Source organism: Streptomyces sp. NBC_00273, from assembly GCF_036178145.1.
Classification (GTDB): domain Bacteria; phylum Actinomycetota; class Actinomycetes; order Streptomycetales; family Streptomycetaceae; genus Streptomyces.
In genome coordinates, this window is record NZ_CP108067.1 from 7316116 (window position 1) to 7342870 (window position 26755).

Sequence of the window (26755 nt, forward strand, 5' to 3'; positions counted from 1 at the left end):
TGGTTCTACCGCAGGGGGCACGGACGTGTGCGCCAGGTGGCGGCACGGTCCGCTATGAGTGACATTGTCCGTGTCTCGAAGCCGGGTGCGGCGCTGTCCGCGCGCCCCGGTCCCTCTGCGAAAGGCACGACGATGGCGGGTAACGACCTCGGCTCCCTTCTCGGCGGTCTCCTGGGCGGGAGCGGCGGTCAAGGCGGGAGCGCCGGCGGGGGTGCCGGCGCCGCCGGCAACGTCCTCGGTGCGCTGCTCGGCGCCCTCATGGGCGGGGTCGGCGGTTCCCAGGCCGGCGGGAGCAACCCGCTCGGCGGGCTGATGGACATGCTGACCAAGTCGGGCCTCGCCGACCAGGCCCAATCCTGGATCGGCACCGGTGACAACCAGGCGGTCAGCGGCGCCCAGATCGCCGGGGCGCTGCCCGACGAGGCCCTGCAGAAGGCGGCCGCGCAGGCCGGCGTCAGCCCGCAGGAGGCCGCTGACCAGATCGCGCAGGCGCTGCCGACGGCCGTCGACAAACTGAGCCCGGAAGGACAGCTTCCGACCGGTTCGCTGGAGGAGATCATCCGGGCGCAGAAGTTCTGACCGACCGAGAGCGCCGCACCAGGGCCCGGCCGCCGTCCCACGGGATGGGCGGTCGGGCCCTCGTGCCGCAGGTGCTGGATACCCTGGCCGGACAGTCCGTCAGCTCGCCTTTTCGCCCCTGGGAGTACCTCGTGAGAACCGCCGTCGTCATCGGAACCGGACTGATCGGCACCTCCGCGGCGCTCGCCCTGTCCGCCCGGGGGATCACCGTCCACCTCGCCGACCACGACCCGGACCGGGCCCGTACGGCGGCCGCCCTCGGGGCCGGCACGGACGAGGCCCCGAAGGAGCAGGTCGACCTCGCGATCGTCGCCGTACCGCCGGCCCACGTGGCCGCCACCCTGGCCGACCTGATCGGGCGCCGGGTCGCGCGCGCCTACGTGGACGTGGCCAGCGTCAAGGGCGGACCGCGCCGGGAGCTGGCGGCGCTCGGCGTGGACGTCACCGCGTACATCGGGACGCACCCGATGGCCGGCAAGGAGCAGTCGGGTCCGCTCGCCGCCACCGCGGACCTCTTCGAGGGCCGCCCGTGGGTGCTGACCCCCACCCGGGACACCGACCACGAGGTGCTCAACCTCGCGCTGGAGCTGGTGGCCCTGTCCCGGGCCGTACCGGTGGTGATGGACGCGGACGCCCACGACCGCGCGGTGGCGCTCGTCTCGCACACCCCCCAGCTGGTCTCCAGCATGGTCGCGGCCCGGCTGGAGGAGGCCGACGAGACCGCGGTCCGGCTGTGCGGGCAGGGCATCCGCGACGTGACCCGGATCGCGGCCTCCGACCCGCGGATGTGGGTGGAGATCCTGTCGGCCAACCCGGGACCGGTGGCCGACGTCCTCGCCGGGATCGCCGCCGACCTGGAAGAGACCGTGGAGGCACTGCGGGGCCTGCAGTCCGCCGACGTGGAGAAGCGGCGCGGCGGCGCCGCGGGCATCGAGGACGTGCTGCGTCGCGGCAACGCGGGCCGGGTCCGGGTGCCGGGCAAGCACGGCGCGGCGCCCACGGTCTACGAGACGGTGGCCGTGCTCATCAGCGACCAGCCCGGCGAGCTGGCACGGATCTTCGCCGACGCGGGACGGGCCGGGGTCAACATCGAGGACGTACGGATCGAGCACGCGACGGGTCAGCAGGCCGGCCTCGTCCAGCTCATGGTGGAGCCGCGGGCGGTGGCCGGCCTGACCGCCGAGCTGCGCGAGCGGGGCTGGGCGCTGCGGCAGCAGTAGCGGGGCGGCCGGGCGGCGGGCGGGGGCGCGCCCCGGGGGCCGGCCGGCCCCCGGAAGATACGGCGGGGACGGGGGCCGCCCGGGGCCGGTAACCTTGGGGAGGGGCGCTTTGCCGCGCCCGGACACGTACGCGCAACCAGGAAGGTGCCCGCACCGTGGAAACCGCAGCTCCGTCCGCCGTGATCGTCGCCATCGACGGTCCCTCCGGCACGGGCAAGTCCAGCACCTCCAAGGCCGTGGCCGCCAAGCTCGGGCTGCGCTACCTGGACACCGGCGCCCAGTACCGGGCCATCACCTGGTGGATGATCACCAACGGCGTCGACACCGACGACCCGCAGGCCATCGCGATCGCGGCCGGCAAGCCCACCATCGTGTCCGGCACCGACCCGGCCGCCCCCACCATCACCGTGGACGGCCTCGACGCCGCCGGTCCCATCCGGACCCAGGAGGTCACCTCGAAGGTCAGCGCGGTCAGCGCCGTCCCCGAGGTGCGCACCCTGATCACCGACCTGCAGCGCTCCATCGCCGCCGAGGCGGCCCAGGAGGCCGACGGGATCGTCGTCGAGGGCCGGGACATCGGCACCACCGTCCTGCCCGACGCCGACCTCAAGATCTTCCTGACGGCTTCCGCCGAGGCGCGCGCCGCCCGGCGCAGCGGCGAGCTCCGCGGCAAGGAGGCCACCGACCTCGCGGCCACCAAGGAAGCGCTGATCAAGCGCGACGCGGCCGACTCCGGCCGCAAGACCTCCCCGCTGGCCAAGGCCGACGACGCCGTCGAGGTGGACACCACCGAACTCACGCTCGACCAGGTGATCGAGTGCGTCGTGACGCTGGTGGAAGAGAAGCGGGTGGGCCGCAAGTGAGCCAAGCGCCCTCCCTCAAGGGTGCGGCGGTCGGCAGGCGCATCGGCATCGGGCTCATGTACGGGCTCTGGAAGCCGCGCGTACTGGGGGCCTGGAAGGTGCCCGCCTCGGGCCCCGTCATCCTCGCCGTGAACCACTCGCACAACATCGACGGCCCCATGGTCATGGGCACCGCGCCCAGGCCGCTGCACTTCCTGATCAAGAAGGAAGCGTACGTGGGCCCGCTCGGCCCCTTCCTCGAAGGGATCGGGCAGGTCAAGGTCGACCGCGGCGGCCCCGACCGGACGGCGATAGGCCGCGCCCTCGGCGTGCTCGACAATGGAGGGGCCCTGGGGATATTTCCCGAGGGCACCCGGGGCGAGGGCGACTTCGCCTCGCTGCGCGCGGGCCTCGCGTACTTCGCGGTCCGCAGCGGCGCCCCCATCGTCCCCGTGGCCGTCCTGGGCAGCGGAGACACCCCGGGGCGGGTCGTCAAGGGCCTGCCCGCCCTCAAGAGCCGGGTCGACGTCGTCTTCGGCTCGGCCTTCGACGCGGGTGACGGCAGTGGCCGCCGTACCCGTACCGCACTGGACGAGGCCACCGTACGCATCCAGGACCGGCTGACCGCCCACCTGGCCGACGCCAAGCGCCTCACCGGGCGCTGAGCGAGACTTGAAACCAGTAGTGGAACCGCGCTGCGCGGGTACCACCGATCACCACGAACGACGAGGAACGGACTTCATGAACGACCAGCACGACCACGGAGCACTTGGCGATGCCGAGTACGCGGAGTTCATGGAGCTCGCCGCGGAAGAGGGCTTCGACCTCGAAGAGGTCGAAGGCGCGATCGAGGAGGCCGGTCACGGCCCGCTTCCCGTCCTCGCCGTCGTCGGCCGCCCGAACGTCGGCAAGTCGACCCTGGTGAACCGGATCATCGGCCGCCGCGAGGCGGTCGTCGAGGACAAGCCCGGCGTCACCCGCGACCGCGTCACGTACGAGGCCGAATGGGCCGGCCGCCGCTTCAAGGTCGTCGACACCGGCGGCTGGGAGCAGGACGTCCTCGGCATCGACGCCTCCGTCGCCGCCCAGGCCGAGTACGCCATCGAGGCCGCCGACGCGGTCGTCTTCGTCGTCGACTCCAAGGTCGGCGCCACCGACACCGACGAGGCCGTCGTACGGCTGCTGCGCAAGGCGGGCAAGCCCGTCGTGCTCTGCGCCAACAAGGTCGACGGCCAGAGCGGCGAGTCCGACGCGGCCTCCCTGTGGTCGCTCGGCCTCGGCATGCCGCACCCGGTCTCCTCGCTGCACGGCCGCGGCACCGGTGACATGCTCGACGCCGTCCTGGAGGCCCTGCCCGAGGCCCCCGAGCAGACCTTCGGCGGCGCCGCCCCCGGCGGCCCGCGCCGCATCGCGCTGATCGGCCGCCCGAACGTCGGCAAGTCCTCGCTGCTCAACAAGGTGGCGAAGGAGGACCGCGTCGTCGTCAACGAGCTGGCCGGCACCACCCGCGACCCGGTCGACGAGCTGATCGAACTCGGCGGCATCACCTGGAAGTTCGTCGACACCGCCGGTATCCGCAAGAAGGTCCACCTGCAGCAGGGCGCCGACTACTACGCCTCCCTGCGCACGGCCGCCGCCGTCGAGAAGGCGGAGGTCGCGGTGATCCTGATCGACACCACCGAGACCATCAGCGTCCAGGACCAGCGCATCATCACGATGGCCGTCGAGGCGGGCCGCGCGATCGTGATCGCGTACAACAAGTGGGACGAGCTCGACGAGGAGCGCCGCTACTACCTCGAGCGCGAGATCGAGACCGAGATGCAGCAGGTCGCCTGGGCGCCCCGGGTGAACGTCTCGGCGCTCACCGGCCGCCACATGGAGAAGCTGGTCCCGGCGATCGAGACGGCGCTGGCGGGCTGGGAGACGCGCGTCCCCACCGGCCGGCTGAACGCCTTCCTCGGTGAGGTCGTCGCCGCCCACCCGCACCCGATCCGTGGCGGCAAGCAGCCCCGCATCCTGTTCGGTACCCAGGCGGGCAGCAAGCCGCCGCGGTTCGTCCTCTTCGCCTCCGGCTTCCTCGAGCACGGCTACCGGCGCTTCATCGAGCGCCGCCTGCGCGAGGAGTTCGGCTTCGAAGGCACCCCGATCCACATCTCGGTGCGGGTGCGCGAGAAGCGCGGCGCCCAGTACAAGAAGAAGAAGTAGTCCCAGCCTGATCAAGCCCCCCACCTGCATCTTCTCCGCAGGCGGGGGGCTTGACGCTTGTCCCGGGCCGTCTGCGGGCCGTCAGGACAAGCGACAAGCAGTCCCGGACCGGTTAGCCGCAATGCCGTTGACGTAGGGCCGGTTCCCGCACCCGCCTCCGCCGCCCGTACGCTCTCCTGGAGGTCAGACGACACGGGGCGGGGACATGGGCGAGGGCCGGGAAGTCGACGGAGGCGGCCGGGACGGCCGCCGTCGGCGCAGGGGGACGGCCGCCGGCGCGGTGGCTGCACTCGTCGGGGCGGCGGGGGTCGTCACCCTGGGGGTGAAGGCCGGCCTGCCCTGGTGGGTGCTGGTTGCCGCGGCCGTGGTGACGGCGGGCTTCGCCGGCTGGTCGGGGGCCCGGATCGCCCTGCGGGAGGACGCCCGCGACGCGATCTTGGAGCCCGGGGAGAACGTGGTCGGCACCTACACCGTCCGGTCCCCGTACACCGAACACACCCCGCCCTCTCCGCACGAGGGCCCGCGCTACCAACTGCGCGTGACCAGCAGCGGGATGCAGATGTGGGAGCGTTGCGTCCTGCTGTGGCGGCACCCGTGGTCGGAGCTGCGCGTGATGACCGACGGGCCCCGGCTGCGCGTCCACCACCAGGGCCAGGAGGCCGGCACGATGCTGCTGGAGCCGCCGGGCGCCGTGCAGGAGGTCCGCCTCGTCGCCCGTCGGTACGGGGCCGGCTAGCCGTGGTTAGCCGGCCCCGTACCGGGCCGTCCGTGGGCCGTCGAACGCCTCCCAATGCTCCGAGGGGTCAATAGCCCCGGCGCGGGGCGGGCGGTAGGGCCGCCGGGATGTGTGCCATCCCGGTCTGGTGCTGTCGCCCGTCGGCGTATCCGGGGCTGCCCGCGTACGAGTACGCCGGCAGCGGCTGCGGTGTGTACGAGGGCTGCCAGCCGTCGACGCGCTGCCAGGCGGAGCCGTTCCAACCGCTGCCGTACGAGGTGCCGCTCGTGTACGAGCCCCCGTAGGCGAAGGCCGTGAACCCGTGGTCCTCCTCGCCCGTACGGTCGCCCGGCAGCGCCCGGAAGGCGCGCAGGTACTCCGAGTACAGCGTGTCGTAGATCGGGGTGTGCGAGACGGCCGGAGGGGTGTCCCGGTCCCGTGCGGGACGCATCGAGGGGACGGTGCTCGGATAGGACGGGGCGCGGGAGGAGTCGTATGCATGCACGTATCAGCCAACGAAACCGGCGCGCTGCGGATGCGGGGTGACAGGGGAGGAAACACAGATCGCCGGGGGTGTGCGGGACGGACCGCACACCCCCGGCGCACGCCGCCCGACCCCCACGGCAGGGGGCTGGGCGGCCGTTCTCGTACCGGCGGGATCAGGCGCCGGGCGTACCCGCCAGCGGCATCGCCGCGGCCACGAGCTTGCCCGCGGCGGCGGCCTTGTCCAGGGCGTCGCGCAGCAGGTCCTCACGGGGCTGCTGGCCGATCGAGCCGACCGGGGCGGCGTAGATGAGCACGCGCTGGGTCTTGTTGACGGCGGCCCGCCAGCCGTCGGTGACCGACAGCGCCTGGTGCGCCTGCCACCAGGCGACCTGGCCGGCGCCGTCGTTGCCCGGCTGCAGGACGGCGTGCAGCTGGCCCGCGGCGAGCAGGACCGACCAGCCGCCGAGGAGGGTGGGGACCTCGGAGGTGTCGGTGACCGGGATGAACCCCTGCTCGATCAGGAGCGGCAGGAAGTCGTCGCCGGGGCCGTCGCTGCCGGGGCGGGCGATGGGCGCGGTCGGCTCGACGACCAGGGCGGGGTGCAGCTCCCCGGCGATGAGGATCAGGCCGCTGGTGATGCCGAGGACGGCCTGGCCGCCGGGCACGTTCTGCGGGGCGGCGCCGGGGCCACCGGCGGAGGCCGGGCTGTCGCCGGTGATGCTGCGGACGGCGCCCTGGAGCTGTTCCTCGGAGACCGAGACCACCTGCGAGGGGATGCAGGTGGCGTGGGCGAAGGCGAGGACGGCGGTCTCCTCGCCGACGAACAGCACCGTGCTGGTGCGGTCGTTCTCGGGGTCGCCCGGGGTGCGGCAGGAGGTGCAGTCGTAACTGCGCGGCGCGTCTTCGCCGACGAGCAGCCTGTCGGCTTCTTCGTCACCGATCTCGGCACGTACCTCATCACTGACGTCGAGCATGCGCGGCACGGGGTGGCTCCTCGGCATAGGTGCGGGTCCGGGAGGCTCCCGGCTCGCCGGGCTCAACGGCCGAGCGGCGGCGGGGGTCACGCCATTTGAGGGAACGGATTCGAACCTGGCCCCCGGAAGGGTGAACCGTCCGACCTTAGCTTCGCTTCCGTGCCAACTGTTCTTTGTTTGTGCTCAGTTGGTGCCCAGGTGTGGTCGTTTGGGGCGGTGGTGGCGGTCGGCCGACCGGGTGGGGTGCGGTGACCTGCCGCGTGGCGGGCCGAAGGGGGTCGCGGGCGGCTGCGTAGCGTGACCCGATGCCCCCTCACCGGACCTGTCGGGCCGTCTCCGGCGGCGCCGTCGCGCTCGCCGCCGTGCTGGCGCTCGTACTGCCCGGCGGAGCCGCGGCCGCGGCTCCGCCGCCACCCGCGCCCGGGCCGGCCGGGGCGGCGCACCCCGGCTCGCCCGGTGTGATCGGGGACGGGCCGGGGGACTGCGGACCGGGCGGGGAGTGGCCCTGGGACTGCGTGGCCGACTGCGAGAGCGGCGGGCGTTGGGCGGTGAACACCGGCAACGGCTTCTACGGCGGGCTGCAGTTCTGGCAACCGACGTGGGAGGAGTACGGCGGGCTGGCGTTCGCGAAGCGGGCCGATCTGGCGAGCCGCGTGCAGCAGATCCGGGTCGCGGAGGACGTCCTCGGCGCGCAGGGCTGGAGCGCGTGGCCCGTGTGTTCCAAGCGGTACGGGCTGGCCGGGCGGATGCACGCGGTGCGCGACGGCGACACGCTGGTGTCGATCGCCCGCAAGCACCGGGTCCGGGGCGGGTGGCGGGCCCTGTACGAGGCGAACCGGGAGCGGATCGGGCCGGAGCCGGAGGCCCTCGTGGTGGGCATGCTGCTGGTCGTCCCCACCGCGGAGCCCGCCGCCCCGCCGCAGGTCCCGCCCGTGCCCGTGCCGGCGTCCGTGCCAGCGCCCGTGCCGGTCACCGCTCCGACCGCTCCGCCACCGGCCCCGCGCCCCTGACCGGGGCGCCCGGGCCGGCCGCGCGTTGCGCGATGCCCTGAGGGCGCTGACCCTGGAAACGACGAGCCGAACGGCTCGGACACCGGTGGTGAGCCAGATGGTCCTGAGCAGACGCCCTCGCGCGCACCCGCGCGCACCCGCACGTGCCGCGGCCTGCACGGCGGCCGCGGTCCTGCTGGCCCTACCGGCGGCCGTGGGATGGTCCTCGCCCGCAGTGGCGGCGGGAGCCCCCGGCACACCGCCCACCGCGGCCCTGGTCCTACCGGCCGCCCCCGGGCCCGCGGACCCCGAGGCGGCCAAGGCGCAGATCGAGAAGAACTGGACCGCGTTCTTCGACCCGAAGACCCCGACCGACGAGAAGGCCGAGCTGTTGGAGCACGGCGACCTGCTCAAGGTGCTGCTGGACGGCTTCTCGGCCGGTGCCGAAGCGGCCAAGACCTCCGTCAAGGTCACCGACGTCACCTTCACCTCGCCCACCGGGGCCGAGGTGACCTACGACCTGAAGGTCGGCGACGAGACGGTGCTGCCCGGCAGCAAGGGGACCGTGGTGTTCGAGGACGGGGTCTGGAAGGTCTCCCTGAAGACCCTCTGCGCGCTCGTAGAGCTCAGCGGCGCCGAGGCGCCACCGCTGCTCTGCTGAGGTCCGGCCGGTCACGGAGCGCTGGCAGACTCTGGGGATGCTCGATACCTCCGCACGACTGCTGCGCCTGCTGTCCCTGCTGCAGGCCCACCGCGAATGGACCGGGGCCGATCTCGCGGACCGCCTCGGGGTCACCGCGCGGACGGTCCGGCGCGACGTGGACCGGTTGCGGGAGCTCGGGTACCCGGTGAACGCCAGTCCCGGGACCGGCGGCGGCTACCAGTTGGGCGCGGGGGCCGAGCTGCCGCCGCTGCTGCTGGACGACGAGGAGGCCGTGGCCGTCGCCGTGGGCCTGCGGACCGCCGCCGGCAACGGGATCGAGGGCATCGGGGAGTCCTCCGTACGCGCCCTCGCGAAGCTGGAGCAGGTGCTGCCGTCGCGGCTGCGCCGCAGGGTGTCCGCGCTCAACGAGTTCACCGTGCCCATGCTGCGCGGCGCCCAGCGGTCCACCGTGGACCCTTCGGTGCTGACCGAGCTGGCCTCGGTCTGCCGGGACGGCGAGCGGCTGCGCTTCGGGTACCGCGACCACGAGGGGAACGTCACCCGCCGCACCGTCGAGCCGCACCGACTGGTGTGCACCGAGCGGCGCTGGTACCTGGTCGCCTGGGACCTGGACCGGGAGGCGTGGCGGACCTTCCGCGCCGACCGGATCGAGCCCAGGCCTCCGCACGGACCGCGGTTCCCCCCGCGCCCGGCGCCCGCCGAGGACCTCGCCGCCTACGTCTCCGAGGGCGTGTCGCAGCGGGTGTACGCGACCCGCGCGGTGGTGCGGCTGAAGGTTTCGGCGCAGGAGGCGGCACGGATCGTCGGGCCCAGCGACGGGGTCCTGGAACCCGTCGACGGGCAGAGCTGTCTGCTGCGCACCGGGGCGGTGAACCTGGACGTTCTGGTGATTCACGTCATGCTGCTCGGTTGTGAGTTCGAAGTGGTCGAGCCGCCGGAGCTGACGGATCGGATCAGAGCCGCGCGGGATCTCTTGGGCAGGGCCGTGGAGGCCGGAGAAGTGAAGGGAATGTAGGGGAGCTGAGGGGGATTCAACTGGTCTGGTCCAAGCGGATCATGGCAATCCCGGACACGAATTCGGCCGTGTTCGACACAAATTCCAAACCGTCTGAACCCCGGGCGTGTCGCGGACCGGTAAACAATTTGCGGCTGTTGATATTCTGTGACACAAGCGTGACCCGGGACGGACGAACGTCCGGGCGTGGCGCTGACGAACGGCGAAGGCGGGCCGGGTCCGAGGACCCGGCCCGCCTTCGTGTGTCGCGGGGAGAGGTGGTGCGTACCGCCCCCGCGGTGGGATGGTCAGCCGCCGGCGACCGGACGGGCCGCGGCCCCCCGGGCGGTGGCCCGTTCGGTGTGCGCCGGGCGGCGGCTGCCGTTCGGCGTGACCGGTGTCCGCTCGGAGCGGATCACGTGCGGGCGGCCGGCCGGGTGCACGGCGGGCCGGGCGGTGGGGGAGTGCGCGGTGGCGGTGGTCGGCGCGGCCGCAGTGGTCGTGACGGGCTGCGGGACCGGCTCCTCGGCGGTGGCGGTGGCGGCCTCGGTGGGGCTCCGCAACTGCCACTTGCCGCCCGCCGAGAGCAGCGGGGTGAGCGCGGAGACGACCGGCGCGGGCATCCGTCCGGTCTCGGCGCGGCGGCGCAGCAGCTCGCGCACGTCGAAGACGTAGGCCTCGGTCCGGGCGATGAGCGGCTCGAACCAGGGGAGGGCCAGCAGGATCAGCAGGCCCGCGGACCACCCGAGCAGGACGTCGCTGACCCAGTGGGTGCCGAGGTACACGGTGGTGGCGCCGACGCTCAGCGAGACGACCGCGGACACCACGGACAACACCCGACGGGTGACCCCGGTGGAGGCCAGGTAGGCCAGGATCCCCCAGGTCACCACGGCGTTGGCGGTGTGACCGGAAGGGAATATATCGCCCCCGGCGAAGAGTTCGGCGGATCCGATCTCCGTGGCGTAGTGCGGACCGAGCCGGCCGAGGCCGAGCTTGACGGACCCGACGGTGATGTTGAGCAGCAGCAGCGCCACGCCGAGGGTGATCAGCGGGCGGAGGGTGTGCTGCCGCCAGGAGCGCCAGCCGAGCCAGGCGGCGACCATGACCGCGGTGGGTCCGCGCTGGCCCAGTACGACCAGGTAGTCGAGGAAGGCGTGCAGCTGCGGCCACTGCTCGTAGGGCCGGAAGAACATGATCTGCCAGTCCAGGCGGACCAGCCAGGAAGTGGTCAGTACCGCGACCACGATTGCGAGATAGAAGGCGAGGGTCGATCCCAGGAGTACGACGCGGTGCCGGCTCATCTGCGGGGTTTGCAGATGAGCCGGTCGCTCTGGTTCCCGGTCCAGCCGGGCGAACACCCGCTCCAGACGGGTCAGGATTTGGTCGGTACGCACTCAATCGACGTTACCGCCCGCCGCTGGTCGGCCCGGGCGAATCGAGCGCTTTGTGATGACCATGTGATGTGGAGTTGGTCTCACGCGAGGCTTAATTCCCGCTATTTCGACAGTGGTTGGTCGCCTCTCGATCCGCGACCTCGGTGAATTGTTTCGGTCGCTTATCCGGACTTTATTGCCGCGCGGGCCATTTCTTTTGCTGAAAGATGGACCGGAATGATCCATTCCGTGATGTGGGGGTCCTATGGAGGACCCGAGCCGTTCAGCCAGAACGCCCCGTAGACCGCCGAGGCCAGCGCCAGCGCGCCCACCACCGAGGCCGCCCGCCCGGTCCGCCAGCGCGCCAGCGCCACCGCCGGCGGCAGCATCAGCGGGAAGGCCGGCAGCAGCAGCCGCGGCTTGGAGCCGAAGTACCCGGACGCGCACAGCGCCAGCGCCACGACGATCCCGCAGTACACGAGCAGCGGCACCGGCTGCCGCTGCCGGACGCACTTCCCGTACAGCCAGAGCACCAGCACGACCCCCGCGATCAACCCCACCCCGGCGAGGAACGCGGACGAGGCCAGCTTCGCCCCGACGAACCGCGCGAACGCCCAGCCGCCGTCGAAGCCGTTGCCCCAGCCGCCCTGCACGTCCAGGTAGCCCAGCAGGCCGCCCCCGGTGCGCGCGCCGACCCACAGCACGTACGCCGCCGCGCCCGCCGGAGCCAGCACCGCCCCCGCGACCGTCCGCCAGGACCGCTCCCCGCGCCGCCAGGCCGTCGCGGCGGCCACCCACACCGCCGCGACCACCGCCGCGCCGACCGGGCGGGTCAGCCCGGCGCCGGCCGCCAGCAGTCCCGCCGTCAGCCACCGTCCGCGCAGGGCCCCGTAGAGCGCCCAGGCGGCCAGGGCCGTGAACAGCGACTCGCTGTACGCCATGGACTGCACGATGCCGACCGGCAGCGCCGCCCAGACCGCGACCGCGAACACCCCGGCCCGGCGGCCGTGGACCAGATCGGCCACCGCGAAGATCCCCCAGGCCGCGGCGAGCCCCGCGACCACCGACACCACCAGACCCGCGGAGCCGTACGAGAGCCCGGTCGGGGCGGACACCACCCGCTCCAGCCACGGCAGCAGCGGGAAGAACGCCAGGTTCGAGTGGACGTCCCCGTTCGGGAGGAGCACCTCGTACCCGTACCCCTCCGCGGCGATGCGGGCGTACCAGAGCGAGTCCCAGCGGGCCGACAGCAGCGTGTGCGGGCTGCTGCCGACCGCCGCGCCCCACACCGCGAGCACGGTCAGCCCGAGCAGCCGCACCGCCGCGCAGGCGGCCAGTGCGGGTGCGGCCCGGCGAAATCCAAGATCTTCCACAGGCACGATTATCGGTGGCGGCGGCCGTACCCCCCCCCAAGGGCCGGAGCCGGGGCGGAAAGCGCGGTGGCGCAGAAACCACGGGCCGTGAGCGCGCGTGTACACGGGGGAAGGATGACGGCGAAGGGAGTGGCATACGCCACACGGGGGCCTCCGCCGGGATGAGAGCTTGACCACGTGTGGGGCAGACGAACTCGCGTACGCTGACCGTTCACTCGCGTGTCGATGCCGGACCCCGTTGGACGCCGCACAGCGCACCACCCCCCGTGGCTCCACAAGACGCTGGTCCGCCGAGCCCGAGGGATCACCTGGGAGGTACATGCATGTCGGGGACGAACGCGGCCGGGGTCCGGACCCCTTCCCCCTGGCAGCGGCTGGGCGCCGCCTCCGGTGGGAGCAACCGCTGGGTCGTCCTGGCGGTGCTCTGCGTCAGCCTGGTCCTCGTCGCGCTCGACGCGACGATCCTGCACGTCGCCGTCCCCTCCGTCACCGAGGACCTGCGCCCCGGTTCGATCGAGCTCCTGTGGATCGTCGACGCGTACCCACTGGTCTGCGCCTCGCTGCTCATCCTCTTCGGCACCCTCGGTGACCGGGTCGGCCGACGCCGCATCCTCCTCCTCGGCTACGGACTCTTCGGCGTGGCCTCCGCGATAGCGGCCCTCGCCGACAACGCCCAGGTGCTCATCGCCGCGCGCGCCCTGCTCGGCATCGGCGGCGCCATGATCATGCCCGCCACCCTGTCGATCCTGCGGCAGGTCTTCCCCGACCGGCGCGAGCGGGCGCTCGCCATCGGCATCTGGACCGCAGTCGCCGCCATCGGCGCGGCCAGCGGCCCGGTGCTCGGCGGCTTCCTCGTCCAACACTTCTGGTGGGGATCCGTCTTCCTCATCAACATCCCGCTGATGGCACTGATCCTGCCGCTCGGCCGCTGGCTGCTGCCGGAGTCCCGCGGCTCCGCCGACGGGCCGTGGGACGTGCTCGGCGCACTGATGGCCGCCGCCGGTGTACTCGGCACGGTGCTCGGGATCAAGCGGCTGGGCGCCGAGCGGCGGCTCCTCGACGCCGAGGCGCTGCTCCCGCTGCTGATCGGCGTGGCGCTGCTCGTGTTCTTCGTACGGCGGCAGAAGCGGCGCGAGCACCCGCTGATCGACATGCGGATGTTCTCGCGCGCCGCCTTCTCCACCTCGGTCGGCTGCATCGTCCTCGCCATGCTGGCCCTGGTCGGCCTGGAGCTGATCGCCGTCCAGTACCTCCAGCTGGTGCTGCACCTCAGCCCGCTGGAGACCGGCCTGCGCCTGCTGCCGCTGACCTTCGCCGCCATGGCCGCGGGCGCCACCGGCTCCTACACCCTGGGCCGGGTCGGGCCCCGCTTGATGGTGTCGCTGGGCTTCGTCCTGACCGCCTGCGCCGTGCTGCTGCTGACGCTCATGGGCCAGCAGGACCGGCCGCTCCTGCTGACCGTCGGCTTCATCCTGCTCGGCTTCGGGTTGCAGACCACGCTGTTCGCCGCGTACGAGTCGATGCTGAGCGAGGCCCCGGCGGCCACCGCGGGCGGCGCGGCCTCGATCGGCGAGACCTCGTACCAGCTGGGCGCGGGCATGGGCATCGCGCTGCTGGGCAGTGTGATGAACGCGGCGTACCGGCCGGGGCTCATGGACGTACCGGGGGTGTCGGCGGCGGATTCGGCGGGCGCGGCGAATTCTCTGGGCGAGGCCTACCAGATCGCCGCGCACCTCGGAGGGCCGGCGGGGGCGTCGCTGCACGCGGCGGCGCGGCAGTCGTTCGTGCACGGACTGCACGTGACGTTGCTGGTGAGCGCGGTGCTGTTGTTCGCGGGCGCGGTGATGGCGTTGAAGCTGCCGCGTGCGATGGAATGCGGGGCGGCGGAGGACGAGGCGGCGGAGGTGCGGTTGCCCGCGCAGGCGAAGGGTGAGGTGCGGGCGGCCCCGGCCTCGGTCGAGCAGGCGGGCTGACGCCGTCCGGTGCCGCCGGGTGCGGCGCCGTTGCCGGGGGCTCCGCGCCTCGAGCTCCGGCGGGGCTGGAAGGGTGGGGGCTGGATTTGCCCGGCCGGGGCGAATAGCTTCGGGCGAGCGCAAAACTTGCGCTGCTAGGTTCTTTCTCAGGCCGCCGGGAGGCCCCGTGTCCGCGTTCCTGCCCCATGATCCGCTCGGGCTCGACGAGCTCCTCGGACCCGAGGACCTCGCCGTCCGGGACACCGTCCGCGCCTGGGCCGCCGACCGGGTGCTGCCGAACATCGCGCAGTGGTACGAGAGCGGCGAGCTGCCCGGGATCCGCGAGCTGGCCCGGGAACTCGGTGGCATCGGAGCGCTCGGGATGTCCCTCCAGGGCTACGGGTGTGCCGGCGCCAGCGCCGTGCAGTACGGGCTCGCCTGCCTGGAGCTGGAGGCCGCCGACTCCGGGATCCGCTCGCTCGTGTCGGTGCAGGGATCGCTCGCCATGTACGCGATCTGGAAGTACGGCTCCGAGGAGCAGAAGCAGCGCTGGCTGCCCGGCATGGCCGCCGGCGAGCTGATCGGCTGCTTCGGGCTGACCGAGCCCGATGTGGGGTCGGACCCCGCGGCGATGCGGACCTACGCCAAGCGCGACGGCACCGACTGGGTGCTGAACGGCCGCAAGATGTGGATCACCAACGGTTCCGTCGCGGCGGTCGCCGTGGTGTGGGCGCAGACCGACGAGGGGATCCGCGGTTTCGCGGTGCCCACCGACACGCCCGGTTTCTCCGCGCCGGAGATCAAGCACAAGTGGTCGCTGCGGGCCAGCGTCACGAGCGAGCTGGTGATGGACGACGTACGGCTGCCCGCCGACGCGGTGCTGCCGCTGGTCACCGGGCTCAAGGGGCCGCTCGGCTGCCTCAGCCACGCGCGCTACGGGATCATCTGGGGATCCATGGGCGCGGCGCGGGCCAGTTTCGAGTCCGCGCTCGACTACGCGAGGACGCGGGAGCAGTTCGGCAAGCCGATCGGTGGTTTCCAGCTCACCCAGGCCAAGTTGGCGGACATGGCCCTGGAGCTCCACAAGGGCATCCTGCTCGCCCACCACCTGGGCCGGCGCATGGACGCGGGCACCCTGCGGCCGGAGCAGATCAGCTTCGGCAAGCTCAACAACGTCCGCGAGGCCATCGAAATCTGTCGCACCGCGCGGACCATCCTCGGCGCCAACGGGATCTCCCTCGAGTACCCCGTCATGCGGCACGCCACCAACCTCGAATCGGTGCTCACCTACGAGGGCACCGTCGAGATGCACCAGCTGGTGCTGGGCAAGGCACTCACCGGTCTGGACGCCTTCCGGTGAGGATCCCCCAGCTACCTCCCCCGGACTCCGTCCGGGAGGGACCCACCAGAGGTGCCCCCGGGCTCAGCTCTGGTTGAAGAAGTCGCGTGAACGGCCGCCCGCTTCGCCGCTGACGATCTGGGTGTCGGCCGGGGTCAGGAGGAAGACCCTGGTCGCCACCCGCTCGATCGAACCGCGCAGCCCGAAGGTCAGTCCGGCCGCGAAGTCGACGACGCGCTTCGCGTCACCCGGGTCCATCGACGACAGGTTGACGATCACCGGGACCCCGTCGCGGAACAGCTCGCCGATGCCCCGCGCGTCACGGAAACCGTCCGGGGTGACCGTCGCGATGCGACGGCCGTGCTCCACGGCCGACTCGGAGGCCACCCGGACCCGGGGGTCGGTGACCCACTGCTCGCCGGGGCCTGCCACCGAACCCTGGGCGGCCTCCGCGTAGTCGTCGTCGTAGTAGCGATCGTCGTCGCTGTCCTCCACGAGACCCAGCCAGGCACTCGCCTTGCGCACCGAACCCATGGACTGCCTCCTTTCACCGCGGTCAGTCTGTCTTCTCTCCGCTGCCCCTATGCTCGTCCATGATGCTGACAACGCGCCAAGTGGATAGTCGCCGCGCACGGGTTTCGTGACGGTACTGGTGCAGAACATCCGTTGCACGTCCAAGGATCCTGGCCGTTACCACTGCTGACTGAGTGAAAATACGACCGCTGCGGCCTTACGGGTGAGCGACGCGGACGTACGGGTGAAACGCGCGGGTCGATACGATGCCCGGCAAGCACGCGTACGACACACGGGGGAAGCAGCTTGTTCGGCATCGTGAGACCTTGCACGCACCGGCTGGGAGAGCGGTTCAAGGCGGAGTGGATGGCCCATCTGTGCGGGCTCTGCCTGGCACTTCGGGGCGATCACGGACAGTTCGCCCGGATCGTGACGAACTATGACGGGCTGCTCGTCTCCGTTCTGACGGAGGCTCAGTCGGGTACCGCGCCCGAGGCCCGGCGCACCGCGGGCCCCTGCCCGCTGCGCGGAATGCGCACCGCCTCCGTGGCCCAGGGCGAGGGGGCGCGGCTCGCCGCCGCCGTCTCGCTGGTGCTCGCCTCCGCCAAGGTGCGCGACCACGTGGCCGACCGGGACGGGCTGTTGGCCCGTGCTCCCATAGCCGCCGCCGCGCGCAAGGTGGCCCGCGGCTGGGACCGGGCCGGAGCCCGCACCGGGGCCTCGCTCGGCTTCGACACCGCCGTGCTCGTCGACGCCGTGGACCGGCAGGCGGGCATCGAGACGCTCGCGGGCCTCGGCACCCCCGTGCTCGTGGTGACCGAGCCGACGGAGACCGCGACGGCCGCCGCCTTCGCGCATACCGCGCAGCTGGCCGGACGGCCAGGCAACGCCGCCGCGCTGGCCGAGGCCGGCCGGTACTTCGGTCGGCTCGCGCACCTGCTGGACGCGGTGGAGGACCAGGGCGCCGACGCCGTCGCGGGCGCCTGGAACCCGCTCACCGCCACCGGGACCCCGCTCACCGAGGCCCGCAGGCTCTGCGACGACGCCCTCCACGGCATCAAGCTCGCGCTGCGCGAGGTCGAGTTCACGGACGCGGGGCTCGCCCACCGGCTGCTCGTGCACGAGCTGCGCACCTCGGTGGACCGGGCCTTCGGCACCGGCACCTGCGGCCACACGGCGACGGCCTCCGCCGGACAGGGCGGCAACCCGTACGCGGGCCAGCCGTACGGTGGCCAGGGCCAGAACCCGTACGGCCAGAACCCGTACGGCGGGGCTCCGTACGGCGGGGCTCCGTACGGTGGGGGAGCGGGTGGCCCCGGGATGCCGCCCACGGGCCCGGGCGGATTCGGGGGCGCGCCGCCCCCGCAGCGGCCGCGCCGCGGACTGCTCGCCGGCTGCGCGGTGGCCATCGGGCTGTTCTGCACCTGCCAGATGTGCTGCACCGAACACGAGGGGCCGTGGTCCCGGAAGAAGCGGGACCCGTGGTGCGACGTCTGTGAGTGCTGCGACTGCTGCAACGGCACCCAGGGTTCCGGCGGCAGCGGCGGCGGCAGCGGTGGGAGCGGCGGTGGCGGTGGCGACGGTTGCTGCAGTTGTGACTGCTGCGGCTGCGACTGCTGAGGTCCTTTCAGATTTCACAGGTCCGGACGGCGTACGCGGGGATTCCCGCCCGGACCGGTGTGGAAGGGTTGAGCGGGATGAGCGACGACGCAGACGACCCGCACGCCGCGTGGCGGCAATGGCACGAACGCAGGGCGGCAGCCGTGTCCGCGCCCTACGGCCCCCTCGCGCTGACCGGAACCTTCTGGCTCGCCGACTACCCGGAAGGTCGAATTCCGGCCGTTCCGGGGCACTGGCGCCGGTCGGAGGGCGGCGCGGCGCTGACCGCCACCGCCGGGGACTCCGTGCGCCTGGACGGCGAGCCCTTCACGGGTGACGTCGTCCTGACCGCCGACGAGGCCCCGCCCGCGCACTCCCGGCTCTCTGCCGGGGAGCTGCGGATCGTGGTGATCCGGCGCGAAGGGGAGTGGGGCGTCCGCGTCTACGACCCCGACTCCGAGGCCCGCCGGGCCCACGCCGGCGTCGAAGCCACCCCCTACGACCCCGCCTTCGTGCTGCCGGGGCGATTTCGGCCGTACGCCGAGGACCGGAGCGTCCAGGTGGAAAACGCCGACGGGCGGGCGCGCGGCCTCGACCTCGGCGGAGAGCTGGTCTTCTCCTTCGGGGGAGCCGAGCACGCCGTCCAGGTCGCCGTCGACGCCGACGACGGCAGCCTCTGGGCAGTCTTCGGCGATGCCACCGGCGGGCGCTCCAGCTACCGCTTCCGCTTCCTGAAGCCCGGCATACCCGACGCGCGAGGCGCGATCGCGGTGGACTTCAACCGCTCCCTGCTGCCTCCCTGCGCCTTCGCGGACCACTTCATCTGCCCTTTTCCGCCGCCCGGGAACACGCTGCCCTTCGAGGTGGCGGCGGGCGAGCGGAGGCTGAAAGCCGCCCTTGCTAGCGGTATCTGACGACAGGACACTCCCGACAGCGCTTGTCAGGGGCACGGCCAAAGTTCGTGCGCCCGCCGTGCCCCCGGCTGCGCCTCACGGGCTCTGGCACCCCCACAACCGCCGTGCCCCCGACCCTCTCCAGGAGGACGAGAAGTGAGGATCAAGCGCATGACCCGTACCAGGCTGCTCGCGGTGGCCACCGGCCTGGCCGCCGCCGCAGCGCTCGCCGTCCCCACGGCTGCGAGCGCGGACCCGCGGGACGGCGGATTCAGCGCCGACCAGCTCGCCTCGGCCGGCGCATCCGTCCTGCGCGCCGACGTGGCGGGCACCGCCTGGCACACCGACCCCGCCACCGGAACCCTCGTGGTCTCCGCCGACTCCACGGTCTCCGACGCCGGTATCGCCAGAATCAAGCGCGAGGCCGGAGCCGACGTCGGAGCGCTGCGCATCGAACGCATCCCCGGAAAGCTCACCAAGCTGGTCTCCGGCGGCGACGCCATCTACGCCACGAGCTGGCGCTGTTCGCTGGGCTTCAACGTGCGCAGCGGCAGCAACTACTACGCCCTGACCGCCGGGCACTGCACCGACGGCGCGGGCACCTGGTGGAGCAACTCCGCCCGCACCACCGTCGTGGGCTCCACGGTCGGATCCAGCTTCCCGACCAACGACTACGGCCTCATCAAGTACGCCAGCAACACGCCGGTGCCCCCCGGCACCGTCGGCAGCCAGGACATCACCAGCGCCGTGAACGCCACGGTCAACATGTCGGTGACCAGGCGCGGGTCCACCACCGGCATCCACAGCGGCCGGGTCACCGGGCTCAACGCCACCGTCAACTACGGCGGCGGCGACATCGTCTACGGCATGATCCGCACCAACGTGTGCGCCGAACCCGGCGACAGCGGCGGCCCGCTCTACTCGGGCACCCGCGCCGTCGGCCTCACCTCCGGCGGCAGCGGCAACTGCTCCTCGGGCGGGACGACCTTCTTCCAGCCCGTGGTCGAAGCCCTCAGCGCCTACGGGGTCAGCGTCTACTGACGATGACTCACGCGCCCCCGTCGCACCCCTGGACGTCCTCCCGCCTTCTGGGAGGATGTTCGGGGCGGCCGTGTCCACGGGGGAGGCTGGTTTCTGCATGAAACGCATCGGCGTGACCGGGCACCGAGCCATTCCCGACTCGGTGCTCGGCCATGTGGAGGACGGTCTGCGGGCAGTCTTGGGCGGCCACGAAGGACCGTTGGAGGCCTTCTCCAGCCTCGCCGAGGGAGCGGACCAGCTGTTCGCCGCCATCGCCCTCGAAAACGGTGCCGACCTCACCGTGGTGATCCCCAGCGGGGACTACGAGGACGCCTTCGAGGGCGCCGAGGCCCTCGCCCGCTACCGGGGCCTGAAGAACAGGGCCACCCAGGAGGTCCGGATGGACTTCGCCCGCTCCACGGACGAGGCCTACTACGCCGCCGGCACCTACATAGCCGACTCCTGTGACCGGATCGTCGCCGTCTGGGACGGGCAGCCCGCCCGCGGGCACGGCGGCACCGCCGAGATCGTCGCCTACGCGCGGGCGCTCGGCAAACCGGTCACCGTCATCTGGCGCGAGGGCGTGACCCGGGACTAGGGACGGCCCGGTCACGCCCTCCCGCCCTCAACTGCTGTGCCGGGCCAGCCAGTCCGTGTGCTGCGGAGACACGTACCGCTCCGTCTCGTACACCGACGAGGGCCACTGCGATTCGGTGATGGTCGTCTGCATCACGACCATCATTGCCGCCAGGTCCTGCTCGATCAGCGTGTGCGCCTCGATCAGCGGATGGTGGCGGCGCACCTCGTTCCAGGCGATCCCGGCCGCCGCCGCCGCGCTCAGCAGCGCGGTCAGCCTCGGCCCGGGACCCGAACCGAACGACCCCAGCAGCGCGAACAGCAACGCCAGGCAGGTCAGCAGCACGATCGTCCACGACCACAGGTTCGTCGCCCGCCGGGACACCTCCGTGCGCCGCCGGTACCAGTTGCGCTGCTCGATCAGCCGGTCCCGGACGTACGTCTCGCGCCGCGCCTGGTAGTCCATCCCGCGCAGTCGCTGCATCGCGCCGGTGATCTCCCCGCCCTCCGGCACCGTCCCCGCGGCCCGGGGATCCTCCCAGCCCATCTTCCGCAGCTCGGCCAGACCCGCCTCCAACCGGGTGCGGTACGTCGCCTCGGGCGCGGCGACCTCACTGCCGAACGGCGCCCCGTGCACCGCGTACCGCCAGGCCAGGGACTTGATGAACTCCGCCGCACTGCGGTTGAGCTGCCACTGCGGGCGGGCCCGGCGCCGCGTCGCCCGCATGCCCACCCCCAGCACCCCCACGTACGAGAGCACGCTCAGCAGCCCGAAGAGGTACATCGAGCCCAGCTTCGGCCCGGCGGGCAGCGCCGCGGCCGCCGCGGCCGCGACCAGCAGCAGCAACTGGGCGCGGGTGGCCTGGGTCGACTCCCGCTGCCGGGAGATCGCCGCCTGGTCGGTGTGGTGGAAGAGGGCCGGCAGGTCCTCGTTTCGAAAGGTCATGCTGTCGGTCACAGCGCCCCCCTGCTGTCGGGTGGCGGGCGGCGGGGCCCCGCGGTCGCGGAGCTCCCGCCGCCCGCCGTCGGATCAGACGGCGAGAGGCTCCAGGTCGCGGTGGACCCGCCGCTCGTCGCGCGCGTACCGGGTCAGGCTGTGGTCCTCGCCGAGCAGCCGGGTCAGCTCGGACACCGCCTCCGCCCGCAACCGGGCCGCCTCTTCCTTGCGGCCCATCGAGTCCAGGCTGACCGCCATGTTGGAGCTGCTCGCCAGGGTCTCGGGATGGTGCGCCCCGAGCGCCTCGCGCAGCCGCATCACCGCGAGCCGCTCCAGGTCCAGAGCGCCTTCCGGATCGCCCAGGTCGGCCCGCGTGTTGGCCAGGTTGAGGTGGGCGAACACGGTGTGCGGGTGGTTGTCGCCGAGCACGTCCCGCATCCCCCGAATGGTCTGGCGCAGCATCGCCTCCGCCGTCTCCGCGGCGCCCGTGCCCCAGTGGAAGACCGCCAGGTTGTTCACGGCCGCCAAGGTGTACGGGTGCCGCTCGCCCGGCACCTTCATGTACTCGTCCACCACCTCCTGCGCCAGGTCCCGCGCCCCGCCCGGGTCCCCGGTCGCGAACAGGTCCGAGGCCAGGTTGAGCTCGCAGGACAGCAGGTCCGGGTTGACGGAGGTGTACTTGGCCCGGTAGCGGGCCCGGGTGGCCGTGGTCAGCCGGAGGGCGTCCTCCAGCTGGCCGGCCCGGCGCAGCGACACCGCCAGGTTCTTCGCCGCCGAGAGGGTGCCGGGGAACGCGCGTCCCAGCGTCCGCTTGTAGGTGTCGTACGTCCGGCTCAGCAACTGCACCGAGTCCTCGTACCGGCCCACCTCGCGCAGGTCGCGCGCCAGGTTCTGCGCCGAGGACAGGGTGTACGGGTGCTCCGGCCCCAGCACCTCGGTGCGCAGGTCGTGCACCTCCTGGTCGATCTCGCGGGCCCTGGTGTACTGACCCACGAGCCGCAGGTTCAGCGCCAGGTTGTTCGCGGCGGCCAGCGTGCGCGGGTGCGCCTCGTGGAAGATCTGGCTGAAGCCCTCGTGCGCGTCGGTCGCCAGCTCCATCGCCTGCCCGTAATGACCCAGTGCGCCCAGCGTGTTGGCCAGACCGCTCATGGTCATGTACGTGTGCGGGTGCGAGGGGCCGAGCACCGCCTTCTGCCGCTCCAGCGTGACCTCGTCCAGCTCCTTGGCCTCCACGAACCGGCCCTGCGAGCGCAGGATGTTCGACAGGTGGAAGCGCAGGTACAGGTACTGCAGGTCGTTGTTGCCCAGCATCTCCTTCCACGCCTCGCGCAGTTCCTCGCCGAGGGCGTACGCGGCCTTGAAGTCGCCGCGCTTCCACAAGTAGCGCACCCGGTCGATCAGCAGCCGGCGCGTCTCCGGTTCCTTGCAGTACCGGGCCTCCGACGGGGTCAGGTGCGACCAGATGGTGTTGAACCGCGGCCACGTCTCCGGATTGTCGATCGGCTCGTCGTCGTCCGGCCGGGCCCCCGCCAGGATCCGGTGGACCGCGTGCCGCGCCTCGCGCTGCTCCTCCTCGCTCAGCTGGGCCCGGATCACCGCCTGCACCAGCCGGTGCACCTGGATGCTGTTGCTGACCTGGTCGACCTTGGCCAGCGCGAACCGGCCGATCTCCCGGATCACCCGGCCCAGCACCAGCTTCTCCTGCAGCGAGGAGTCGTAGGGCTTGAGGGCGTCGATCATCTCCTTGCTGTAGAGCAGGTTCGCGGAGATCGGCTCGGGCGCGAGGAAGGCACAGAGCTGGAGCAGCCGGACGGCCGCGGGGGACCGGGACTGCAGCCGCTCGATGGAGATGTTCCAGGTGGCGGCCACCGGCTCCGGGTAACCGGGCGGCTGGTTCAGGGCCAGGACGCGGGCGGCCTGCTGCGCCAGCTGCTCGATGTACACGGACACCGGCGTCGCCGTCTCCGCGATCCAGGCACCCGCCTGCTCGACGGCCAGCGGCAGGTCGCCCACCGCCACCGCCACCTGCTCGGCGTCGTCCTTGCTGAGCCCGGGGGCCCGGCGCTGGAGGTGCTCGATGGACTCCTCCCGCAGGAACACGTCCACCGGCAGCGCGTCACCGTACTGCGACCAGGACTGGTTGCGGGAGGTCACCAGGACGTGGCCCGGCCCGCCCGGCGGGAAGAACCGCTTGAGCGTCTCGGGATCGTCCGCGTTGTCGAAGACCAGCAGCCAGCGGGAGGAGGGAACCCCGCGCCGCAGCAGGTCGATCGCCTCCTGCGAGGCGGCCGCCATGTCCTCGCCGGTCTGCGCGCCCAGCCGCACCGCCAGCTCCGCGAGGGCCGCGACCACGTCGTCGGTCTGCTCCGAGGAGATCCACCACACCAGGTCGTAGTCGGCCATGAACCGGTGCACGTACTCCAGTGCCACCTGGGTCTTGCCGACGCCGCCGAGCCCGAACAGGGTCTGCGGCTGCGGGAGCACCACGGCCATGCCCCCGCCGAGCTGGTCGCGCATCCGCTCCAGCACGATGCTGCGCCCGGTGAACCCCGGGTTGCGGGGCGGCGCGTTCCAGATCTTCGGGACGGTCCCCGGGAAGCGGGGACCGGGCTGCGAGGCACTGTTGACGCTGTCGGGCAGGGCCATGGGCCGCTCCACCGCACGCAGCAGGGCGGTGGTCGCGTGCACCTCGTCGAGCCGGAAGAGGTCCACCGGGTTGCGGTCGATGTACGGCGTGGAGAGCCGTACGTCACCCACCCTCAGCGGCACCAGCTGGCGCCGGCCCCCGGTCGGGTCCTCGGCGGCCGCGCGCTCCCACACGTCCACGGCCCGGGCCGACTTGAGGTAGGCGGTGGAGAGCAGCACCACGGTCCGGGCGGCCGTGTCGATGCTGATGCCCGCGCCCCCGAGGGTGTCCCCGGCGACCGCTCCCGGTGCCTGCTCGGCCGAGACGTCCTTCGGCACGACCCGGAAACCGGCCCGGGTGAGCACCGACTCGATCCAGTCGGCCCACATCCGGTTCTCGGCGACGTAGGACAGGAACAGGTCGGCGGGCAGGGCCGGGCGGCGCCGGGTGAAGGCGTCCCTGATGCGCAGCCGGACCTCCTCGCCGATGACCGGCATGGAGGTGATGTGGCCCTCGGTGACCACGGCGGTGAGCCGTTCGAAGGCGGAGAGCAGGGAGTTGGTGAGCCCGGCCTCGTCACCGAAGGTGGCCAGGGTCTCCTCGTAGGCGTAGTAGGGGCGGTACGGGATCTCCACCGCGCCCCAGTAGGAGGTGAGCTCGTCCCCGACCAGGCCGTTCGGGAAGCGGTCGAACTTGATCCGGGCCAGCGCCCGGCCGGCGTCGGCCTTCTCCTTCTCGCCCTCGTCGATGCGCATCGGGACCGGGTAGATCTTGATGCCGCGGTCGTTGAACCGCTCGTCGATCTGGCGGGCGACGGACGCGGCGCCGTCGATGGACTGGTCGGACAGGGTGAAGCAGTCCACGAGGACGTCCGGCAGGTGCACGGTGCAGATGTCGGCGATGTCGGACAGGCCGGTGCGGCTGTCGATCAGGACGTAGTCGTAGTTCCGCTTCATGTCGGCGCGCAAGGCGTCGAAGAAGAGCCCGCCGCCGAGCCGGTCGTAGAAGTTGTCCCAGTCGAAGGTGGAGACGGTCGCCGAGTACTCGCGGTTCTGCCGGCCCGCCGAGACGAAGTCCAGGGTGCCCCCGTCCGGGAACTCCCAGCCGTGGGTCTCCGGGGTGAGCGAGACGGCATGCGGCTGTATCCGCGCGTAGTCCTTGTGCCAGTCGTCGGGCCGCTGCACCGGGCTGGTCGCCGCCCACGCGTACTCGCTGATCAGATCGATGACCCCGGTGGTGGCCCCCAGCGTGGAGGGGTCCAGGAAGGGGTGGAAGAAGCGGTGCAGGCCGGGCGCCTCCAGGTCCCAGTCCACGGCGAGGACCCGCTTGCCGTTGGCCGCCAGGATCCAGGCGGTGTTGGCCAGCGCCATGGTGCGGCCCGTGCCGCCCTTGTACGAATAGAAGGTGACGATGCGTCCGTCACGGCTGTCGCTGTCGCCGCTGCTGTCACTGCTCGCTGTCATCCGCGTCCCCCCGGTCGGTGTCGTTGTCGTCGTGGTCGTGGAGGCCGGCCCCCGCCGGCCCGGTCCGGCGCCGATCGGAGTCGGGCGGGAAGGGGACCCGGGGCGATGGCGGCCCTGGCGGCCCGTTCATCCCCATCGGCCCCAGCAACCGGGGCCGTTCGATGGAGGTGTCGCCCTTCGGCGGATAGGGCTGTGCGTGTCTGAGGAACTGCTGGGCGGCCGCCTCGACCACCTGCGGCAGGATCTGGCCGAGGGTCTCCACGTTGGCCACGCCGTTCGCGGCGGCCCGGCAGGCGGCCCGGCCCTGGCTCATGGTCTTGGGCATGGTGGTCTCCAGCCGGTCGGCCAGCTCGTTCTCCTTCGACCGGCTCTGATGGTCGTACCGGTTCCACGGCACGACCACGTTGACCCACGGCCGTGGCTCCCGGTCGAAGGCGGCCAGGCGCCGGCGCCGCTGCTCGTCCTCCACCGCCCACCGGTCGACGATCAGGATCTCCGGCCGGGTCGGCAGCTGCTTGCTGTCGAGGTGCCCGGCCTCGTCGTCGAAGGAGGACATGGTGGTCTGGTAGTTGAGGTTCTTGACCAGGTCCTCGGCGACGTAGGCGATCGGCCGCTGGGCGACCGGATGGTACGGGTTCCACTCCAGGGCGGTGTCCCCGTAGTACTCGGGGGTGCGGCCCTCGGGCAGATCGTGCCGGGAGGAGGCGGCCACGGTCACGTGCAGGGTGCGGGCCGGGCTGCCGCTGGAGCCGAAGGCGCTCGGAACGTTGCGGTAGTCCAGCGGGCGGATGGGGTCCAGGTGGGCGGTCTCGGCGACCTGGACGATGCGCCGGGCGAGCTCGTACACGGCCTGCTCGTACTGGTCGGCGTAGCCGCGCAGTTTGATCAGCCCGTACAGGCCGTCGGTGACGTAGCGCTCGCCGAAGGTGTTGTGGTTGAACTGCAACCGCTCGGCCGGGCCCGGGAGTTGCTCCGGAGGCACCGGCACCCATAACGCGGGCACGATGGCCTCGGCCTGTTTGTTGCTCATCGCGCCGTGCTGGACGGCGCGCTGCGCGAAGGCGAACCACTCCTTCCCGCACATCTCGCTGGCGAAGTACCGCGGCGAGAACAGGGGAACGAAGACGCGGCAGTTGGCGAGTGCCCGGGCGAGCCGTTCGGACCAGCCCTCGCCGCTGCGTATCTCCCGGTCCATGAAGCCGACGTCGTACCCGGCGCGCAGGTCCGTCAGCGCCATCACGTGCCCGCAGAGATCACGGAAAAGGCGCTCGACCCACATGTCCGGGTCGGGGCCCCCGGCCCCGAACCTCGGTGTATGTGCGTAACTGAGAAAAAAGTACGGCTCCCCTGATGCGGGCACACGACCCCCGTCCCGAAGATGCGAAGCGAAGAAACATCATTCCGGAGCTGCTTCGCCACATCC

Annotated in this window: 23 protein-coding genes; 15 read left to right on the top strand and 8 right to left on the bottom strand. The window is 72.2% G+C overall.

All coding sequences use genetic code 11. The annotated features are described in order from the left end of the window. Positions 1-54: 54 nt before the first annotated feature. The 6 genes from OG386_RS32675 to OG386_RS32700 all read left to right on the top strand — a co-directional run bounded on the left by OG386_RS32675 (position 55) and on the right by OG386_RS32700 (position 5582). Positions 55-579 (top strand): YidB family protein, encoded by a 525-nt coding sequence (locus OG386_RS32675; RefSeq protein ID WP_405786742.1) that lies wholly within the window; start codon positions 55-57, stop codon positions 577-579. Positions 580-710: 131 nt separating this feature from the next. Then, positions 711-1799 carry a prephenate dehydrogenase gene (locus OG386_RS32680; RefSeq protein WP_327386204.1) on the top strand — a complete coding sequence of 363 codons (1089 nt, stop codon included), beginning with the start codon at positions 711-713 and terminating at the stop codon, positions 1797-1799. A gap of 155 nt (positions 1800-1954) precedes the next feature. Continuing rightward, on the top strand, positions 1955-2662 hold the full coding sequence (gene cmk / locus OG386_RS32685; protein ID WP_328791066.1) for a (d)CMP kinase: 708 nt from the start codon (positions 1955-1957) through the stop codon (positions 2660-2662). A gap of 56 nt (positions 2663-2718) precedes the next feature. Next, the gene (locus OG386_RS32690) at positions 2719-3306 is read left to right on the top strand and encodes a lysophospholipid acyltransferase family protein (RefSeq protein WP_373041677.1); all 588 of its coding nucleotides are present in this window, start codon (positions 2719-2721) and stop codon (positions 3304-3306) included. Between the two features lie 76 nt (positions 3307-3382). Continuing rightward, on the top strand, positions 3383-4846 hold the full coding sequence (gene der, locus OG386_RS32695) for a ribosome biogenesis GTPase Der (RefSeq protein WP_327386206.1): 1464 nt from the start codon (positions 3383-3385) through the stop codon (positions 4844-4846). A gap of 280 nt (positions 4847-5126) precedes the next feature. Beyond that, positions 5127-5582 (top strand): hypothetical protein, encoded by a 456-nt coding sequence (locus OG386_RS32700; protein WP_328791067.1) that lies wholly within the window; start codon positions 5127-5129, stop codon positions 5580-5582. A 67-nt stretch (positions 5583-5649) separates the two neighbouring features. Here the strand turns inward: OG386_RS32700 and OG386_RS32705 are convergent, their stop codons facing one another. Both OG386_RS32705 and OG386_RS32710 read right to left on the bottom strand, forming a co-directional pair. Then, entirely contained in the window at positions 5650-6012 is a 363-nt protein-coding gene (locus tag OG386_RS32705) for a hypothetical protein (RefSeq protein WP_328791068.1), read from the bottom strand. A 208-nt stretch (positions 6013-6220) separates the two neighbouring features. Then, positions 6221-7030, bottom strand: coding sequence for a hypothetical protein (locus OG386_RS32710; RefSeq protein WP_266598185.1), 810 nt, complete (start codon positions 7028-7030; stop codon positions 6221-6223). 296 nt (positions 7031-7326) lie between these two features. Between OG386_RS32710 and OG386_RS32715 the strand changes: the two genes are divergently transcribed. The 3 genes from OG386_RS32715 to OG386_RS32725 all read left to right on the top strand — a co-directional run bounded on the left by OG386_RS32715 (position 7327) and on the right by OG386_RS32725 (position 9689). Continuing rightward, the gene (locus OG386_RS32715) at positions 7327-8031 is read left to right on the top strand and encodes a transglycosylase family protein (RefSeq protein ID WP_328791069.1); all 705 of its coding nucleotides are present in this window, start codon (positions 7327-7329) and stop codon (positions 8029-8031) included. A 97-nt stretch (positions 8032-8128) separates the two neighbouring features. Further along, positions 8129-8671 (top strand): hypothetical protein, encoded by a 543-nt coding sequence (locus OG386_RS32720; protein ID WP_328791070.1) that lies wholly within the window; start codon positions 8129-8131, stop codon positions 8669-8671. Between the two features lie 37 nt (positions 8672-8708). Further along, entirely contained in the window at positions 8709-9689 is a 981-nt protein-coding gene (locus OG386_RS32725) for a helix-turn-helix transcriptional regulator (protein WP_328791071.1), read from the top strand. A gap of 287 nt (positions 9690-9976) precedes the next feature. Here OG386_RS32725 and OG386_RS32730 read toward each other — a convergent pair whose 3' ends face one another. Together OG386_RS32730 and OG386_RS32735 are read right to left on the bottom strand one after the other, a co-directional pair. Next, positions 9977-11062, bottom strand: a complete 1086-nt coding sequence (locus OG386_RS32730; RefSeq protein ID WP_328791072.1) for a phosphatase PAP2 family protein — start codon at positions 11060-11062, stop codon at positions 9977-9979. Positions 11063-11304: 242 nt separating this feature from the next. Then, complete coding sequence (locus OG386_RS32735; protein WP_328791073.1) at positions 11305-12414, bottom strand: hypothetical protein; 1110 nt, start codon at positions 12412-12414, stop codon at positions 11305-11307. A gap of 323 nt (positions 12415-12737) precedes the next feature. Between OG386_RS32735 and OG386_RS32740 the strand changes: the two genes are divergently transcribed. Together OG386_RS32740 and OG386_RS32745 are read left to right on the top strand one after the other, a co-directional pair. Further along, positions 12738-14387 carry an MFS transporter gene (locus tag OG386_RS32740; protein WP_328791074.1) on the top strand — a complete coding sequence of 550 codons (1650 nt, stop codon included), beginning with the start codon at positions 12738-12740 and terminating at the stop codon, positions 14385-14387. 166 nt (positions 14388-14553) lie between these two features. Continuing rightward, complete coding sequence (locus OG386_RS32745) at positions 14554-15726, top strand: acyl-CoA dehydrogenase family protein (RefSeq protein ID WP_189739730.1); 1173 nt, start codon at positions 14554-14556, stop codon at positions 15724-15726. A gap of 63 nt (positions 15727-15789) precedes the next feature. Here OG386_RS32745 and OG386_RS32750 read toward each other — a convergent pair whose 3' ends face one another. Beyond that, the gene (locus OG386_RS32750) at positions 15790-16239 is read right to left on the bottom strand and encodes a cell division protein SepF (RefSeq protein WP_030012752.1); all 450 of its coding nucleotides are present in this window, start codon (positions 16237-16239) and stop codon (positions 15790-15792) included. Positions 16240-16524: 285 nt separating this feature from the next. Between OG386_RS32750 and OG386_RS32755 the strand changes: the two genes are divergently transcribed. From OG386_RS32755 to OG386_RS32770, 4 genes are all read left to right on the top strand, one after another. Beyond that, entirely contained in the window at positions 16525-17838 is a 1314-nt protein-coding gene (locus OG386_RS32755; protein ID WP_328791075.1) for a DUF5685 family protein, read from the top strand. Between the two features lie 77 nt (positions 17839-17915). Continuing rightward, positions 17916-18731 (top strand): DUF1684 domain-containing protein, encoded by an 816-nt coding sequence (locus tag OG386_RS32760; RefSeq protein WP_328791076.1) that lies wholly within the window; start codon positions 17916-17918, stop codon positions 18729-18731. Between the two features lie 135 nt (positions 18732-18866). Then, on the top strand, positions 18867-19751 hold the full coding sequence (locus tag OG386_RS32765) for a S1 family peptidase (RefSeq protein WP_384393795.1): 885 nt from the start codon (positions 18867-18869) through the stop codon (positions 19749-19751). Positions 19752-19848: 97 nt separating this feature from the next. Beyond that, positions 19849-20328: a hypothetical protein gene (locus tag OG386_RS32770; protein ID WP_328791077.1), complete on the top strand. Its 480-nt coding sequence runs from the start codon at positions 19849-19851 to the stop codon at positions 20326-20328. Between the two features lie 27 nt (positions 20329-20355). On the opposite strand, the gene OG386_RS32775 is transcribed toward OG386_RS32770, so the two are convergent. The 3 genes from OG386_RS32775 to OG386_RS32785 all read right to left on the bottom strand — a co-directional run bounded on the left by OG386_RS32775 (position 20356) and on the right by OG386_RS32785 (position 26692). Beyond that, positions 20356-21252 carry a DUF4231 domain-containing protein gene (locus OG386_RS32775; RefSeq protein ID WP_327386219.1) on the bottom strand — a complete coding sequence of 299 codons (897 nt, stop codon included), beginning with the start codon at positions 21250-21252 and terminating at the stop codon, positions 20356-20358. An 84-nt stretch (positions 21253-21336) separates the two neighbouring features. Next, on the bottom strand, positions 21337-25332 hold the full coding sequence (gene fxsT, locus OG386_RS32780; protein ID WP_328791078.1) for an FxSxx-COOH system tetratricopeptide repeat protein: 3996 nt from the start codon (positions 25330-25332) through the stop codon (positions 21337-21339). Beyond that, a complete protein-coding gene (locus OG386_RS32785) occupies positions 25316-26692 on the bottom strand; it encodes a TIR-like protein FxsC (RefSeq protein ID WP_328791079.1) in 1377 nt (458 codons plus the stop codon). The genes fxsT and OG386_RS32785 overlap by 17 nt, the downstream gene beginning before the upstream one ends. Positions 26693-26755 lie beyond the last annotated feature (63 nt).